The organism is Bacillus aerius, from assembly GCF_029894105.1.
Classification (GTDB): Bacteria; Bacillota; Bacilli; order Bacillales; family Bacillaceae; genus Bacillus; species Bacillus altitudinis.
On sequence record NZ_JARYHO010000001.1, the window covers coordinates 2988763 to 3002585 of the forward strand.

Below are 13823 nucleotides of genomic sequence, written 5' to 3' on the forward strand. Positions count from 1 at the left end.
ATTATGTTGCTCCTTTTTGCAGTTCCTTTAATACGGCTTGATTGATCGCATCTTTTTTAACTCTATAGGCCCGTGTTCCAAAGGGATTCCCCTTTACAAAACGCCCGTTCTTTGCGACATAGCCCTCATGGTGGAATCTTGCACGCCAGGCGGTTTCTTTCCCAGGTCCCACATCATATGAAACCGCATCAGCATAAACACGTTCTTTTTTCGGTGTTTGCCTTACCTTGATGTCGTCCCTAATATGAACATGGTCAATATCAGAAACGTTCACTTCTTTTTTCATTTGTTCTGCTAGAATTTTTGCGCCAGCTCTCAAGGCTTTCGGTTGTGCTTTTTTCAAATTCGCCCCAACCTCTTGAAGCCGTTGAATGGCCTCGTCAATTCCCTCCGCTTGTGCTGTGATCCTCATGATCCCACCCCACACATTCAATCACCATTAACTCCTTATATTGGAGATCAGGCATGATTGATTTAATTCTGTACGCTTTCCCCGCAAAAAGAACACGCATAGTTCCCGTTTTATCTGTTGTTTCTTTGTGTCTTATGCGGAAAAAGACCGTGTTTTGTTGTCCTTGTGCTGCTGCTTGGATGACCCAATTTCCTTTCGGCTGTAGAATTTCAGCCCAAGCCATCCGGTGCGTCACCCATTCTTGAACAGGTTTCATTGTTTCAGGATTCCGCCCAGGCACGCTGTGTTGAATATGAATTTTATGGCGGCGTTTTCCTGGATTATGTGCCATCTTCTACACCCCTTGTCATATCCGCTTGGATAATAAATGGTGTTAATGCATTTAATGCTTGATCAATGTTCTTTTCAACACGATACTCAAACAGAATGCCAGCAAGAAGAACAATCAAATAGTCATCTTCGCCGCCTGTGGCGTTCCTGACGTAATTTGTCGCAGCTGTTAAATAAAAAGACAGGGAAGTATCTTCTTCCCCGTCATCAAGCCGTAAATGCTCTTTTAATTGATCATTCAGTCGGTGTTGAGCCATCCGGGTTCAACTCCATGTGGAAAATGGCAGGCTCAAGAGGTGACTGAACCAATTGACCGTCATTCAGATTCCAAATTTTAAGACCGACATGGTTTGTATCTGAATATCTTTCATTCAACTTTGTCACTTCCATTGATCCGATAACATCTTGCACACGGAATTTTGAGAAGTCACCGAAGAAGAAACGTGGGATTTCAGGATTGTCACCATCGACATAATCAGAAACTTCCACAGGGAAATTAAGAACCGCTTCACCAAATTTACCTTCAATGCCTGTTTCACGCAGCAACGGGCGGCCTTCTTTGTCTTTTAATGTTTCGATTAGGGTTAAGCCCGCTCTGTTTGTCATCCATCTAGCCTGCTTTAAAATAGCTGTCGGCAATGTATTCTTTAATCTGACAAAACGATTATAAGGATCAGTTTCTGTAGTTGTGAATTTCACCGCTTTTTCAAACAATGAACCTGGGTTATCAGCACCATTGAAGAAGAAACTTGCCTCTTCCTCCACATAGGCTTTTTTGAGGTCGTCGATGATAACTTGTTCAATAGGAAGATCAGTGCGTGCTAGTAATTTTTTCGTGACAAGAACTAGCGCATCCGTTTCAGATGGATTAAGTGCATACTCTTCGAAAGAAATATCTGTTTCAGGGATAGGCTCATTCTTTCCTCGTTCGTCCTTATGTCGATTAACTTTCGACTTTTTAACTAGGATTGGGAAACCTTGTGTACCTGTTGTTCTATACACTGTACCGTGTTTTCTTAATGGGTTTTCTTCTTGTGCATACGTTAAGATTTCAGATGCCAAGACATCAGGTACAAAAATATCATTACCGTTTGTTTTCAGACCCATCGCTCTAGCTTCAGAAGTAGAAATTTGACCCGCTACAAATTGTGCAAACCCCTTTCTTACTTCTCCTTCTTTTGCTTGTTCACGTGATCTTGAAGAAAGAGAAGACAGAATAGAATCAGCAAGGGCATTACGTTTTTCCTGCTCTTTGTCTTTAAGTGTTGCGCTGCGGTCTTCTTCATTTGTTTGGGTGGTGTCGCCTGCCCCGCCATCTTTATTGTCATCTGACTTATCAAGCTCTTTTTTGATTTCAGCAAGCTCCTCAGCCAGTTCATCAACTTCTTTTTGTAATTCTTCAAGAGTAGTATCCGTAGCGCCTTCCCCTTCGATTGTTTCACGAATTTCCGTCATTCTGTTTTCAATTTGCTTTTTGCGATTTTCAAGGATTTTTTTGATGTTCATTATAGTAAAACCTCCTGTATTTTATTTATGATTGCTTGTTTCTTTTTTGAATGTTCACGCTCTTCTTTTGCTTTCTTTAGAATGTCTCCCGATCTTACTGCGGCTTCTGTATCTTCATAAGCAGGAAGAGACACAACACTAATTTCGTAAAGCTCGACTTCTTTGATTGTTCTCACTGCTGGCTCTACTTCGTAATTCCATTCGTCTTTTGTGACTATAAAACCAAAACTGCATTGATCAATGTCGCCACGCTTCATGCTTTTTTTAAGGTCTTCCACCCAGGTTGTTTCAGGTGGTGTCACTTCAAATCTAAGGCCCCGCTCATCTTCCTCAAGCATCAGGGTGCCGCTCTTCACTCGGCCTAGAACACAATCCCAATTATGATTAAATAAGGCCCGTACGTCTGAATTTGAATCAAGCGCCTTTTTAAATGCTCCTGGTGAAATAATTTCCGTGAAGCATCCTGCAATATCTGCCGGACTATCAAAAACAGCACCATATCCAACAATTTTGGACGGTGCTGCTTCTTCGCCGGACTCTCGAACCTCAAGCCCTTTTATTGAAAATGTGCGTTTTTCTTTACCCATCATCCTCACCACCTTTCAAAGCGTTTGCCGCTTCCTCATGAAGACGATCAATACCGACCAAATCTTTACTTACATAAAGTTTTGAGGACTCTTCTGTGTTGAGTGGGTCCCATCCAAGCATTTTGCGGGCGTCGTCAGGCGTGGCGATCATCGTTCGAACTAGGTTGTATGCGATCTCTGTTTTTGTTTTAATGCCTACAAAATCCAGTAAATCGTGACGGAATTTAATTTTCAAGCCGCTATCTTCTCCAAGTAGTAAAGCCGTCAAATGCTCTTCAATGTTTTTAAAAATTGGCTTCAAGCAGCTGGTGAATAATTTCATCATAGCTTGTTCCATATCTTTCTCTTCCAATTTATCTAGCAGCTCTTTATCAAGGCCAAAATATTTCCCCAAATCTTTTTTGTAGATACTAAGATATTTCAGGATTTTTTCATCATCCACAGGAGACTCAAGAGCTTCTATTTCATAACCTTTACCTAATGGAATGAGTTTTGTTTTTCCTGAATCCTTAATGTCTTCGAGTTGATCAAGAATCTTTTTGACTGTTTTATTTTGATTCCCATTCGTAGGTGATAAGTGCGCCTCAAGTTTGAGCAAAAACGTCATTAATCCACCTTTTTTATATTTGTCGGTCAGTGCCTTTTCAGCATTCATAACTCCTTCTAGCGTTTCTCGTGCTAAATCAAGCAAGCCGACACCTTTCAAATGGTTCACACCGATATTTTTTATATGTCTAATCATGTATCTTGGAATGCCTTGACCACCTAGCGAATATTTTTCATATCCGTAATTCGTCATTTCAGCATAAACATTGTCTAAGATGTGCAGCTGCGATCCTTCTTGAAAAAGAAACACTTCACCTCTAAGAAGATATACATTAACCAGCAGCTTTTTAAATTCATAAGAAGTTAAATAGTCATTCGGGTTGTTTAGCTGTTTCAAAACTTTTGCAGCCTGTCCCGTGTATATGTCTTTGCCTGTCTCATCTTCTACAATGAAATTTGCAAGTGCAACTTGATCGCTTATTAATTTCAAAAGATAATAAGTATCACTTGAACTTAGGATGTTGTCATCATTCACGTATGTCCCAAAATTAAAAAAAGAATTGTTGAATAGATCAACACTCCTTTTTGATGAAAAAAGCTGTTTAATTCGTTGAACAATTCCCACGCATTCACCCCCTAACGGTATAATTCATCTAGCATCGATTCATATTCATCGCTGCTGTAATCTTCCATCATCATCATTGTTTCTTTGTGCGCTGTAAGGAAAGCCGAAAAGCCGTCAATCTTATTCTTGCTCTGTTTCTTCGATGGCCTTTTTAAGCCCTGGTAATTCTTTTCGGCCACCACGTTCTCAATACAATAAATAAATAGTGGATTGTCTGTTTTAATTCTCTCTTCATACATCAATACTTCTGCATCATCCCGCGGGCTATTTAAAACGGCTCCATATTGTTTAACTTCTACACATGTAAAACCCTCTGCCTCTAACGACTCAATGATTTTTTCAGATAGCGCCGGATCATAGTTCACTTGAATGACATCATACATTTGCGCACATTCAATCATGTAACGAATGACCATGTCATAATCAATGGACCTTCCAGGACAAAACGTCAAAAAACCTTTTTCGGCCATTTGCCGATAAGGTATGTTTTCAGTCTTTTCACGCCCTTCAATGTTATGGTCAGGAATAAAATACATTTGTTTGACCACAAGTCTTGAACGGCCGGAATCATCGTGTGTTGGTATATTAATTGACACACAAGTCAAATCAGTTGTTTTTGACAAGTCGAGACCCAAGACAACCTCGGACCCGGAATAATCCCCTATGTCACGTATGATTTCCCCGTTATCATCGAGTATCATTTTTCCGACAATATCTTTATCAAAATAAGCGCCTGTGCTTCTCACAAAAATGTTTAAGTATTTAGCTAAAAATTCATCTTTACGCTCGGCACTTTGTTGAGCATTTTTAAATTCACTCTCCAAGAAAGAAGGCTGGACACTTACTCCCCAGTTCGGATTTACTTTCTTCCAAACCTTGCGATCATCCCATTTATCACCCTTGTCGGGTTCCGTTATGAAAGTGAAATAAGAAGTGTCATCTTCTTCATCTTTTCTTAAATTCAATAGACTTTTAGCATACTCATATATTTGCAAACCTACAGACGTTGTCCCTTTTCCAGCTGTAGAAATAATGAACATGAGTGGTTGCAAGCGTGATCCCATTCCTGATTTAAGAATGTCATACATGTCCGCATTGTCCTGGGCGTGTACTTCGTCTAAAAGAACAAAATGAGGGCCCTTTCCATCAAGACCTTTAGTATTTTTGGATAAGGGAACAAGGCAGTTCGCATATTCCACACCATCAATTGAAAAACGGTACCAAATCGCATTTATCTTTCCTTTTTGCCCTTTATAAATTTGAGTGACCTCATCTAGGTCTGGGCTATTTATGATTGTAGATGCTATTTGCTGCGCAGCGATATTGGCTTGATCTGAATCCGTTGCAGCTGTATAACATTCGGCACCAAGTTCACCATCACCATATAATGCATAAGTGCCCGACCCACTCGCTAAAACCGTTTTCCCGTTTTTCCTCGGCACTTGAACATATGCAGTTCTAACCGCTCTGACTTCACGGCCTTTTTCATCTTTCTTATAAAATCCATAGATGTTCGTATATATAAATTTTTGCCACAATTCCAATGTTAACGGCTTCCCAGCTAGTTCACCTTTTGAATGTTTACAGAAGGTTTCAATGAAATCCATTGCTCTATTAGCAGCGTCCACATCTAGCCAAATATCTTTTCGTTTTTTCCATCGCAAATAACGCTCAACGGCTTTGATGACCGCCTTACAATGTTCTTTTTTGTTGCTTAACACCTGTTTTGCATATATATCAGCGTAGTTTACGCCCGGTTCAATCACTATTTTTTAGCCCATTTCTGCGCAAATGCTTGTATTTTGTCAGTGCTTTTTGGTGTAGAACCGTTGACCATTTTTTGCAACTTCGGTGTCAATCCTAGCAACTCTAAGAGCTTACTTATCTTACTATTCCAGTCGGCAACCTGTTGAGCTAAAGGGTGCTTCATTTCGTTTTCGTGGCCAGCTTTATTTATATACATGATTGTGGCCTGAAACCCGTCATTACGCCATTCTTCATACATCACTGTATAAACAACATAAGCATCTAAATAAGTTTCGATTAGAGGCGTAAGGGATGTTGAATAAGTTCCAATTGCTTTTAAAAGACCGACGATTTTTTCATGTTCATCTTTACGAATTTTGTTCAATTTTCTTGTTTGCGCTGCCCGTGCTTTTTTATCATCCTTTTCCATTTTTTAGCCCTTACCCCCCCTCGAAAATTTTGTCTTTTTACACGCAAGCCTCCCCCTACCCTGTCCCCTAGCCAAAGTATTTTTCAAAGATTGAAGGGGGGGCTTTGCTCATTTTGTTCTCTTCCTCTGCGTGGCACTTGTTGCAAAGAAGAGTGAGGTTTGTTTCCTCAAGTTTCAATTCAGGACTTTTTGAAATTGGTTCAATATGGTGAACGTGAGCAGACTTTCCAAAGACAAATTTATGACACTTTGTACATTTGCCTTTATCTCTCTCATAAATGAACTGCCTCATAGACTGCCAGGCATCCGATCTATAAAAAGACTTGTTGACTGATTGAAAGGCATTACGTTTCTTTCCTTTCGGCTTCCTCTTCTTGCGGTGCTCGTCACAATAATATCTGCCAGGCTCTAAGAGATTACGGCATCCATCATGAATGCAGTATCTCACTCTTCATCAGCTGCGCTTAACAATTCAATGATCGTTGGTTTGTTCATTGCTGGCTTTACTTCAATGCCTCGATCTGCAGCAAGCTTCATTAGTTCCTCTTTCGTAAGCTCATCAAGCGCCGGATCATCTTCATGTCGCTGTACTGTTTCTTCAATCACAGGTGTTTCATCTTCTTGTGTTGATCCATTCATTTGATGTCTCGGGATAAACACTACTTTATGATTCTTTTTATCCCACATGATCTGACCTTCTGACGTTTCTTTAATAGGCTTCATTGCTCTTACCTCCTTTTATAAATGACATTGCCAATCTCTCCAATGGGCTTTAGTCCATAATGAGCCCGCACTTCATTTAGTGTTAATATCCCTAAACGAAGGTTTCTTTGAAAGTCTCGCTCTTCTTTATCTTTCACATCATCATCAGATGACTTTCCAAGACTCAAACTTGTTGGTTTTGTAAATGACATCGCCAATCTCTCCTTTATTATTTGATCTAAGCCGCCCCTGTTTGTTAGCCGCCATTTGATATTGAAAACAGACAGGGACGTTTTACAGCAAATAGTAAAAGCACCATCCTATTGAACAGTGCTGTCAGTCTTATTTTTTCTTCGGAAGAATATAAACGCCTCGTTCTTTATCCCAAACTAAATCATCTTTAGTTGGAAGCTCATTCATTGCTTTTCCTCGTTTATACTCCGTTCGATTTTCAACAGGATGCTTACATCCCACATCCGCATTTTGTAGATTGATATAAGCAGAACCAAATTCATCGGGTCCAGAAGTTTCCCAATTGAAACCTATATTGATTAGCCATTCCAATGATTCACCTTTATGGATTACCTCGGGAATAGAATCCATATCTTTCAATGTGATTTGTAATAATGGTGGTTCTTCAAATGTCTGAGGTTCAAGGCTCTCCTCTTCTTCTTTTGTCATTAAAATAGGCTTCCCTAATCCTTTAACCATTGGTGCATATTCGATACCGTGTTCAATAATTCTGCGTTCTTCGTATGGAACATATTTCTTACTTATCGTTGGCTTTTTGACACCTTTTGTCTCTATATCAGAAGGGAGCACCTTTTCAATCAAATACTTCAAATGAGTAATTGCTACTACCGCATCAGTTAATTTTTGTTCACGCTTGATGATCTTTTTAGACTGCCATTCAATTTCTTTAGATAAGTTCTCGATCTGTTGATTTTCACCAACTGTGACTTCGACAGTATGTTTTTTCTCTTTTCCCATTCTTGTTACCTCCCGTAATCTATTCCACAAAATCAATCAGTGAGTCCACTCACCAGCATGTCCTTTATGCGCTCTTGTGCTTCCTTGAAAGACATATCCTCGGCATCATAGAATGTATACTCTGATTTAATCACGTTGTCCTTGTGTTTGATTTCAGCATTCACAACGACATAAGGAACGCGTTTAATCGTTTTAATAAAATACGACTCTTCGAAAGGTTCTTGAATTTCTTGCACACGTTGCTCCATAGATGTCACGGTTAGTTCTACCACTGCTAACACCTCCATATAAAAAAGCGCCCCCCTGAAAGGAAGACGCTTCAAATCACTTTGCTATCCATGATAAGGCTGTGATGGACTCACCCTACATAGTAATTAGTAGCAAGGCCTTATCAGCAACGTGACCGTCCGGGCTAACCCCGAACCCTTAAAAAACGATAATCGCAGTGCGAAAACCGGATTCTCATTCTACACTTGGCAGATGAGCTAATGCGGCCCTTGACCATTTCACCCTCTTAACCGCTTGTTACATCCCTTTTCTATGCAACCACCACGAAAACCGCTCTCAGTTCATTCATCACTTACTTCCACAAGAAAAGATATAACACTGCCAATTGCTTGTATCCAACTTCCAAGAGTGCCAACATCCTTAAAAGAGGTGACGTTCGGGCGTAACGTCTCAATTCCTCCGATAGCTTGTAATGAGTTTCCGATCCCTTGAAGGATTCCTCCTATATTACTTTCTAAGACACTGATATTTTCATTTTCATTAAACTCAAGACCTACAAAACTCCCTAACGCTTGCAGCCAATTCCCCGAAATTACTACCCTTTCTGCAAGATCAGGATTATCTTTCTTATAAATTAACAAACCAACTAAAACAGTTGAGTTTCCTGTTGCCTGAATTTGATCCCCAACAGCTCCCATAAAATCAGATTCTTGCCCGTCCGCAGATAAACCACTCCCTACAGCCTGTAAAGTATTACCTATAATATCAAATTGATATCTTTGTTCCTCATCTAATGGAAAATCAGGCGTGCTACCTAGAGCAGATTGTATTGTACCTATCATAGAAAGAAATGACCCTAGTATTTTTTTAGATTTATTATCCATAAATGAACATTCCATTTTTTTATCAGTTTATGTTCACTTTTCAGTTATGTGCGTCATTTATATATGTCTCTCTATCAATTTATCGCATAATACAATATTACAACCTTTTTTTCTGTCATGCTCCGCCAACATTACGCCAAAAACACGCCAGTTTTCCGCCAATAAAACGCCAAAATAAAAACACCTCTAAACAGGTGCTTTAAATACAACTTCATTGAGCGCATACGCCAAGTCTAGGAACGTCTTTCCTTTCAAGCGTGTATATGATCTTTCACTCATGCCGATCTCGTTGTAAACCTGGTAATCGAAAACAGGTTCTTGCTGCATGTAACGTTTTATAATGATCTGTCTCTCATTATACGGAAGACGATTGACAGCCTTTTGCACTCTCTCAAGATATGCATTTCGTTTTTGCTCCCACTCAATACGTTTTATGGCCGTACTCTCTGTAGATGAATGAAAAGCGTTCGTCACAGCTGGAGGGACGATACTAAATCCGGCCGTTATTTTAGGCAGCATATCATCGGGAACCTGAAGAAGATACAAACGATAATTGTCGAGAATCCTTTCAACTCTTTTTCTCGTTTCTTTTTTATCAATTACAGGCGGTTCACCCAACATTAGCATATCTCCTTTCTCCCGATCTCAATTCCTCTACCTTTAGAGCGATCTTTTTTCTTGCCCTCTCTATATTCTTTTGAATCGTCCCTTTCGCTACTCCGTGAAGTGCAGCGCATTTACTAAAAGATACATTATGACCAACAACGGTTATGAATATCTCTTTCTCCTTCTGCGTCAGTGTTGACATGGCATACTCGATTAAATCTAGTTCATTTTCGCATACTGAATGCGGGTCAGATTCGGGAACGTGGTATTTTTTAGATAAAGCATCAAGAAACCCATTATCTGCAAGTATTGTACGTTGATAATAGGAACGGCGATACATGCCACGTCTTGAGCTGGGTTGCCTTTCTGTTTCCATCCACTCAATCGCATACTCTAAGTCGGAAATCATTGAGCGGTACGTTTTCATTTCTCCTTCGTCTGTAGATGCTACCAAACTTCTTTTAGTCTCTTCTAACGCTACTTTATATTCCTTGATTAAATCCTTCAAAATACCACCCCCTTTTATTTGCTTTTAAATGCCCCGCCACGCCCTCTTTTATATGTTGGGCGGTAAACACCCATGAGTGCTTTTATTTCTTCTTCTGAAAGCTCCTGCGCGCGATTTCGGGTACATTTGTTCTTAAGAACGTCAGTTCTTTTAGTTGGCATAGATTTATAACCCGCTTTGATAAAAGCAGCTCTCATCGTTTTCATTTTGTTTTCTCCTTTCTGAAAATAAAAAAAGGACACCAACCAAACAGCTCTTATGCTGTCATGATCAGTGTCCCCCGGCTTTCCGGTAGAACGGTTTATTTGAATAACTCGCCTTCGTTGAAGTTTACACGAGTTACTTTATTGTCATGTGTAACGATTTTTGTTTCACCATGAGATGGTAATCTCGCATATCTCGCTACGCCATCAGATAAAACTAAAACAATTGACTCTTTTCCTGAATGCAATGCCTTAATATCTATAATTTTACTTGGAATGTCTTGTAATCTCAAGTCTTTCATTGCCTCCTTAATTCATATTCATAACAGCCAAAACAGAAACCGATCCGAACACGATATAAAAGATGAGTAGTCGCTTTGTCATTGATGCACCTTCTTTTGATTCATATGCCCGATTCCTCCAATTGAATTTTTGTATGATAGTTCTTTAAATGCTCATTCATCTTTTCTTTAAATTTTGGTTGTAAGTAAAAGAATAGTTTTTCTTCTTGGTCCGTCCATTTTAATACTGCCTTTTCGTAAACAAGAAATTCGATCAGCAATATCAAGGCGTAATAATTGAATGTCATCGCCTCGTTATACCAATCTTTGACCGTCATGACGATTGCCTATATTCCAAATTGACGAATTGGTTATATTCTTTGACGAACGCTAGTGACACAGTTCCGACTGGACCGTTACGCTGTTTAGCAATAATGATTTCAATAATGTTCTTATTCTCTGTTTCTTTATCGTAATAATCATCACGATAAAGGAAGGCGATCACATCAGCGTCTTGCTCGATCTGCCCTGATTCTCGAATATCTGACATCATAGGGCGCTTATCCTGGCGTTGTTCAACTCCACGTGAAAGCTGACTCAATGCTATGACAGCAATGTCCAATTCCCTTGCCATCTGCTTGAGCATACGGCTAATTTCTCCGATTTCTGCTGTTCTATTTCCTCTGTGGACTGGATTTCCGACGATCAATTGCAGATAGTCAATAATGATCATCATGTCCTTGCCTTCAAATTCCCTTCTCATCTTGCGAGCCTTTGCCCAAATGTCATTAATCGTCATACCCGGTTGATCAAATATTCTAAGAGCGGCACTATCTAAAACCCCGTTCACTTTGCTTAATCTGCCCCACTCATCAGCGTTTAAATTACTCGTGCGAATGGATTGAGCATTAATGTTTCCTATGCTTGATTGCATCCGTTTTATTAATTGCTTACGTGACATTTCAAGCGAAAAGATGCCAACCGCTCCGCCTTTATTTAAGTTGAGCGGGTTTTCCATGAAGTTACTTGCGACATTCAAACAAAAGGCGGTTTTTCCTACGGATGGACGAGCGGCGACGATGATAAATTCTTGCTTCTGAAAACCCGACGTCATTCGATCCAATTCAGTAAAACCGCTAGGCATACCAGTTACATCACCTTTAGGTGTTTCTAACTCCTGATAGATTTCAACAAGATCGTTTTTGATAGACCCGTCGTCTGTGCCTGTTGCATCCTCTAAACTCATGAGAGAGCTAATACCTTCTTGAATGACTTGACTTGTGTCCTCACTTTTGGATGATTCTTTAAGGTCAGCGGCTATTTTTGCAATCTCTCGCTTTTGCCAGTATTCAATGATCACATTTTCAAAGTAGGACTGTTTTGCGGTGGTGGCTGCCGTGTTCATCAACCCGGATAAGTATTCTCTACCGCCTATACTTTTTATATTTTCTCGTCCCACATGTTCAATAATTGCGACTAGGTCAATAGGTTCGCCCTTTTTATCAAGCTCTTGAAAGGCTTTGAAAATGGATTGATTATGTTGGCGGTAGAAATGCAGCGGCTTGAGCTGCGAATATTTAATCAAATCCGGCTCTTGTAAGATTGCGCCAAGATATTGCTGCTCCGCTTCATCGTTGTAATAAAATACCGCTCCTGTCATGATGGATCACCTATTCCAAGTACCTTTCGTATCTCTGCTTTGTGCCGCTCGATCTGCTCTTGTTCTTCCTCGGTTGGTTCAGCCTTGTCCATTTCAGAAAGGTAACTATGAGTTTCCTCAACGTTCGGGATGGCTGCGGAGCGGGAATGTCTTTCTTTTTGGTTAAGGAGATCAGCAACTTTTGGCGGGAACTGATTGTATTTAACGTAAACTATCAAATTAGCTTCGATTTTCTCATAATCCTCGGGCTTTAAGACTCTCGCCCATGCGTCTATTCTCTCTTGATCTATTTCAAAATGTTCGAAGTATGTCTTGATTATCTTTAGCAATTCAAGTGTCTCTTTTTTAGTCATCCGTCAAATCAAACTCCTTTTCATTCACAGCCACTTTTCTCTTTGCCGCTTCATGGATCGATTTTATTTTCACGACCAAATGATCAAACTGTTTTCTAAGACGTGCAGGACTCAATATATTTGCTTTCCAAAACGTATCTTGTTGTGTCCAGTCAATCAGATATTTGACTTGTTCATCCGTGCGCTTGTCGATCTGTCTAATCAACCTAAAATCACTCGCCCATTTTTCAAGGTTTGGTTTCTTCGCTTGCGGATTATTTTCAAGTATTTTTTGATAAAGCAAATTGGCATTCTCCATGTCACAAGGTTCGTACTTGTGACGAGAATTATTTATCTTCTTTTCATTCTTATCATTCTTTACATTCTTGTTAGTTGTTAGTTGCTTGTTAGTAGCTTGTTGATTGCTTGTTAATTGCTTGTTAGGTTCATGCTCTGCTGGTTGGTAGACCTCCCAATTAACAATGGTTATGAGTCTGTTTCTGTTTGTTGATTCATTGGTCAAAAATCCGTAATTCTCAAAACGTTTTAAAGCGGTTCTGACGTTCTGAATCGTCACACCTTTTCCACAATTTGCTACTATAGATTCCAAGCTAGTGATCATTTGACCGGGCTTCACTGTGTACTTTTCGCCTTTGAATTCCCATTCGTTCTCACTATGGTTCACCATCATTAATAACGTTGTGAGGACAACCTTTTGCTCGGGCGTGGAAGTCATCCAAATTGGCTTATGAAGCAATTCCCTATATAATTTGATCCAACCAGTCATAATAATCACCCTTGCCTTACTTTAGAAAATTTACGTTCTTGCTGTATGCTGCTTCACCCATCAAATAACGGAAACCGACTACAAATCCAGTTGCGAAAGCATCTTCAATCTCAAAACTTGCCTTAGCTGCGTGGGCTGAATCCAGTTCTTCTAATAGCTTTAAAAGATCATTTGAATTAGAGAGAAACCCTTCCAATTTTTGTATAATTCGTTTACGGTATTCTGCGTTTCTTTAGACGATTCAGACCACTCAATTTCTGACGTTTCAATTGTTTCATAAAACTCTTTGACCGCAACAAACTTGAGAACGGCGACCATGCCCGCATCATACATGTAAGCCTCTTTCCTGTCTTGGTTGTCGATATGCTCTAACTTCGCTCTCGCTTTGGATATCTTTGAAGGTGTACACATTAGTTTCATAGTACATAACTCCTTTTCTATTTGAATATTATTGTTATTT

Annotated in this window: 23 protein-coding genes; all 23 read right to left on the reverse strand. The window is 39.7% G+C overall.

Annotated features, from left to right (window positions below; translation table 11 throughout):
- Nucleotide 1 precedes the first annotated feature (1 nt).
- The gene (locus tag M2353_RS15540) at nt 2–412 is read right to left on the reverse strand and encodes an HK97-gp10 family putative phage morphogenesis protein (RefSeq protein WP_284725682.1); all 411 of its coding nucleotides are present in this window, start codon (nt 410–412) and stop codon (nt 2–4) included.
- Nucleotides 381–743 (reverse strand): phage head closure protein, encoded by a 363-nt coding sequence (locus M2353_RS15545; RefSeq protein WP_284725683.1) that lies wholly within the window; start codon nt 741–743, stop codon nt 381–383. Before M2353_RS15545 ends, M2353_RS15540 begins: the two co-directional genes overlap by 32 nt.
- Nucleotides 733–999 carry a head-tail connector protein gene (locus M2353_RS15550; protein ID WP_284725684.1) on the reverse strand — a complete coding sequence of 89 codons (267 nt, stop codon included), beginning with the start codon at nt 997–999 and terminating at the stop codon, nt 733–735. The genes M2353_RS15545 and M2353_RS15550 overlap by 11 nt, the downstream gene beginning before the upstream one ends.
- Nucleotides 977–2248 carry a phage major capsid protein gene (locus M2353_RS15555; protein WP_284725685.1) on the reverse strand — a complete coding sequence of 424 codons (1272 nt, stop codon included), beginning with the start codon at nt 2246–2248 and terminating at the stop codon, nt 977–979. Before M2353_RS15555 ends, M2353_RS15550 begins: the two co-directional genes overlap by 23 nt.
- Complete coding sequence (locus M2353_RS15560; protein WP_342394151.1) at nt 2248–2835, reverse strand: HK97 family phage prohead protease; 588 nt, start codon at nt 2833–2835, stop codon at nt 2248–2250. Before M2353_RS15560 ends, M2353_RS15555 begins: the two co-directional genes overlap by 1 nt.
- Entirely contained in the window at nt 2828–4006 is a 1179-nt protein-coding gene (locus tag M2353_RS15565; protein ID WP_284725687.1) for a phage portal protein, read from the reverse strand. The genes M2353_RS15560 and M2353_RS15565 overlap by 8 nt, the downstream gene beginning before the upstream one ends.
- A gap of 11 nt (nt 4007–4017) precedes the next feature.
- A complete protein-coding gene (locus M2353_RS15570; protein WP_284725688.1) occupies nt 4018–5772 on the reverse strand; it encodes a terminase large subunit in 1755 nt (584 codons plus the stop codon).
- The gene (locus M2353_RS15575) at nt 5772–6182 is read right to left on the reverse strand and encodes a P27 family phage terminase small subunit (RefSeq protein ID WP_284725689.1); all 411 of its coding nucleotides are present in this window, start codon (nt 6180–6182) and stop codon (nt 5772–5774) included. The genes M2353_RS15570 and M2353_RS15575 overlap by 1 nt, the downstream gene beginning before the upstream one ends.
- A 67-nt stretch (nt 6183–6249) precedes the next feature.
- The gene (locus M2353_RS20300) at nt 6250–6474 is read right to left on the reverse strand and encodes an HNH endonuclease (RefSeq protein WP_425332877.1); all 225 of its coding nucleotides are present in this window, start codon (nt 6472–6474) and stop codon (nt 6250–6252) included.
- A gap of 152 nt (nt 6475–6626) precedes the next feature.
- Nucleotides 6627–6905, reverse strand: a complete 279-nt coding sequence (locus M2353_RS15585; protein WP_135031127.1) for a hypothetical protein — start codon at nt 6903–6905, stop codon at nt 6627–6629.
- Between the two features lie 5 nt (nt 6906–6910).
- Nucleotides 6911–7096 carry a hypothetical protein gene (locus M2353_RS15590; protein WP_135031129.1) on the reverse strand — a complete coding sequence of 62 codons (186 nt, stop codon included), beginning with the start codon at nt 7094–7096 and terminating at the stop codon, nt 6911–6913.
- 130 nt (nt 7097–7226) lie between these two features.
- The gene (locus M2353_RS15595) at nt 7227–7874 is read right to left on the reverse strand and encodes a hypothetical protein (protein WP_284725690.1); all 648 of its coding nucleotides are present in this window, start codon (nt 7872–7874) and stop codon (nt 7227–7229) included.
- Nucleotides 7875–7906: 32 nt separating this feature from the next.
- The gene (locus M2353_RS15600) at nt 7907–8161 is read right to left on the reverse strand and encodes a hypothetical protein (protein WP_245207117.1); all 255 of its coding nucleotides are present in this window, start codon (nt 8159–8161) and stop codon (nt 7907–7909) included.
- Between the two features lie 282 nt (nt 8162–8443).
- Nucleotides 8444–8986, reverse strand: coding sequence for a DUF6944 family repetitive protein (locus M2353_RS15605; RefSeq protein WP_135031133.1), 543 nt, complete (start codon nt 8984–8986; stop codon nt 8444–8446).
- A 186-nt stretch (nt 8987–9172) separates the two neighbouring features.
- On the reverse strand, nt 9173–9607 hold the full coding sequence (locus M2353_RS15610; protein ID WP_284725691.1) for an ArpU family phage packaging/lysis transcriptional regulator: 435 nt from the start codon (nt 9605–9607) through the stop codon (nt 9173–9175).
- Nucleotides 9597–10100, reverse strand: a complete 504-nt coding sequence (locus M2353_RS15615) for a sigma factor-like helix-turn-helix DNA-binding protein (RefSeq protein WP_284725692.1) — start codon at nt 10098–10100, stop codon at nt 9597–9599. The genes M2353_RS15610 and M2353_RS15615 overlap by 11 nt, the downstream gene beginning before the upstream one ends.
- A 14-nt stretch (nt 10101–10114) precedes the next feature.
- Nucleotides 10115–10306: a hypothetical protein gene (locus M2353_RS15620; protein WP_284725693.1), complete on the reverse strand. Its 192-nt coding sequence runs from the start codon at nt 10304–10306 to the stop codon at nt 10115–10117.
- Between the two features lie 95 nt (nt 10307–10401).
- Nucleotides 10402–10596 carry an XtrA/YqaO family protein gene (locus M2353_RS15625; protein WP_284725694.1) on the reverse strand — a complete coding sequence of 65 codons (195 nt, stop codon included), beginning with the start codon at nt 10594–10596 and terminating at the stop codon, nt 10402–10404.
- 110 nt (nt 10597–10706) lie between these two features.
- A complete protein-coding gene (locus M2353_RS15630) occupies nt 10707–10922 on the reverse strand; it encodes a hypothetical protein (RefSeq protein WP_216942367.1) in 216 nt (71 codons plus the stop codon).
- Entirely contained in the window at nt 10919–12244 is a 1326-nt protein-coding gene (gene dnaB / locus M2353_RS15635; protein ID WP_284725695.1) for a replicative DNA helicase, read from the reverse strand. Before dnaB ends, M2353_RS15630 begins: the two co-directional genes overlap by 4 nt.
- Nucleotides 12241–12597 carry a replicative helicase loader/inhibitor gene (locus M2353_RS15640; RefSeq protein WP_135031145.1) on the reverse strand — a complete coding sequence of 119 codons (357 nt, stop codon included), beginning with the start codon at nt 12595–12597 and terminating at the stop codon, nt 12241–12243. Before M2353_RS15640 ends, dnaB begins: the two co-directional genes overlap by 4 nt.
- Nucleotides 12590–13363 (reverse strand): Replication protein O, encoded by a 774-nt coding sequence (locus M2353_RS15645; protein WP_425332878.1) that lies wholly within the window; start codon nt 13361–13363, stop codon nt 12590–12592. The genes M2353_RS15640 and M2353_RS15645 overlap by 8 nt, the downstream gene beginning before the upstream one ends.
- A gap of 159 nt (nt 13364–13522) precedes the next feature.
- Nucleotides 13523–13783: a hypothetical protein gene (locus M2353_RS15650; protein WP_284725696.1), complete on the reverse strand. Its 261-nt coding sequence runs from the start codon at nt 13781–13783 to the stop codon at nt 13523–13525.
- Nucleotides 13784–13823 lie beyond the last annotated feature (40 nt).

Bases quoted from the DNA above. Each gene is read 5' to 3' on its own strand.
- M2353_RS15540 (WP_284725682.1), bottom strand. From the start codon at position 412: ATGAGGATCACAGCACAAGCGGAGGGAATTGACGAGGCCATTCAACGG.
- M2353_RS15545 (WP_284725683.1), bottom strand. From the start codon at position 743: ATGGCACATAATCCAGGAAAACGCCGCCATAAAATTCATATTCAACAC.
- M2353_RS15550 (WP_284725684.1), bottom strand. From the start codon at position 999: ATGGCTCAACACCGACTGAATGATCAATTAAAAGAGCATTTACGGCTT.
- M2353_RS15555 (WP_284725685.1), bottom strand. From the start codon at position 2,248: ATGAACATCAAAAAAATCCTTGAAAATCGCAAAAAGCAAATTGAAAAC.
- M2353_RS15560 (WP_342394151.1), bottom strand. From the start codon at position 2,835: ATGGGTAAAGAAAAACGCACATTTTCAATAAAAGGGCTTGAGGTTCGA.
- M2353_RS15575 (WP_284725689.1), bottom strand. From the start codon at position 6,182: ATGGAAAAGGATGATAAAAAAGCACGGGCAGCGCAAACAAGAAAATTG.
- M2353_RS20300 (WP_425332877.1), bottom strand. From the start codon at position 6,474: ATGAGGCAGTTCATTTATGAGAGAGATAAAGGCAAATGTACAAAGTGT.
- M2353_RS15585 (WP_135031127.1), bottom strand. From the start codon at position 6,905: ATGAAGCCTATTAAAGAAACGTCAGAAGGTCAGATCATGTGGGATAAA.
- M2353_RS15590 (WP_135031129.1), bottom strand. From the start codon at position 7,096: ATGTCATTTACAAAACCAACAAGTTTGAGTCTTGGAAAGTCATCTGAT.
- M2353_RS15595 (WP_284725690.1), bottom strand. From the start codon at position 7,874: ATGGGAAAAGAGAAAAAACATACTGTCGAAGTCACAGTTGGTGAAAAT.
- M2353_RS15600 (WP_245207117.1), bottom strand. From the start codon at position 8,161: ATGGAGGTGTTAGCAGTGGTAGAACTAACCGTGACATCTATGGAGCAA.
- M2353_RS15605 (WP_135031133.1), bottom strand. From the start codon at position 8,986: ATGGATAATAAATCTAAAAAAATACTAGGGTCATTTCTTTCTATGATA.
- M2353_RS15610 (WP_284725691.1), bottom strand. From the start codon at position 9,607: ATGTTGGGTGAACCGCCTGTAATTGATAAAAAAGAAACGAGAAAAAGA.
- M2353_RS15620 (WP_284725693.1), bottom strand. From the start codon at position 10,306: ATGAAAACGATGAGAGCTGCTTTTATCAAAGCGGGTTATAAATCTATG.
- M2353_RS15630 (WP_216942367.1), bottom strand. From the start codon at position 10,922: ATGACGGTCAAAGATTGGTATAACGAGGCGATGACATTCAATTATTAC.
- dnaB (WP_284725695.1), bottom strand. From the start codon at position 12,244: ATGACAGGAGCGGTATTTTATTACAACGATGAAGCGGAGCAGCAATAT.
- M2353_RS15640 (WP_135031145.1), bottom strand. From the start codon at position 12,597: ATGACTAAAAAAGAGACACTTGAATTGCTAAAGATAATCAAGACATAC.
- M2353_RS15645 (WP_425332878.1), bottom strand. From the start codon at position 13,363: ATGACTGGTTGGATCAAATTATATAGGGAATTGCTTCATAAGCCAATT.
- M2353_RS15650 (WP_284725696.1), bottom strand. From the start codon at position 13,783: ATGAAACTAATGTGTACACCTTCAAAGATATCCAAAGCGAGAGCGAAG.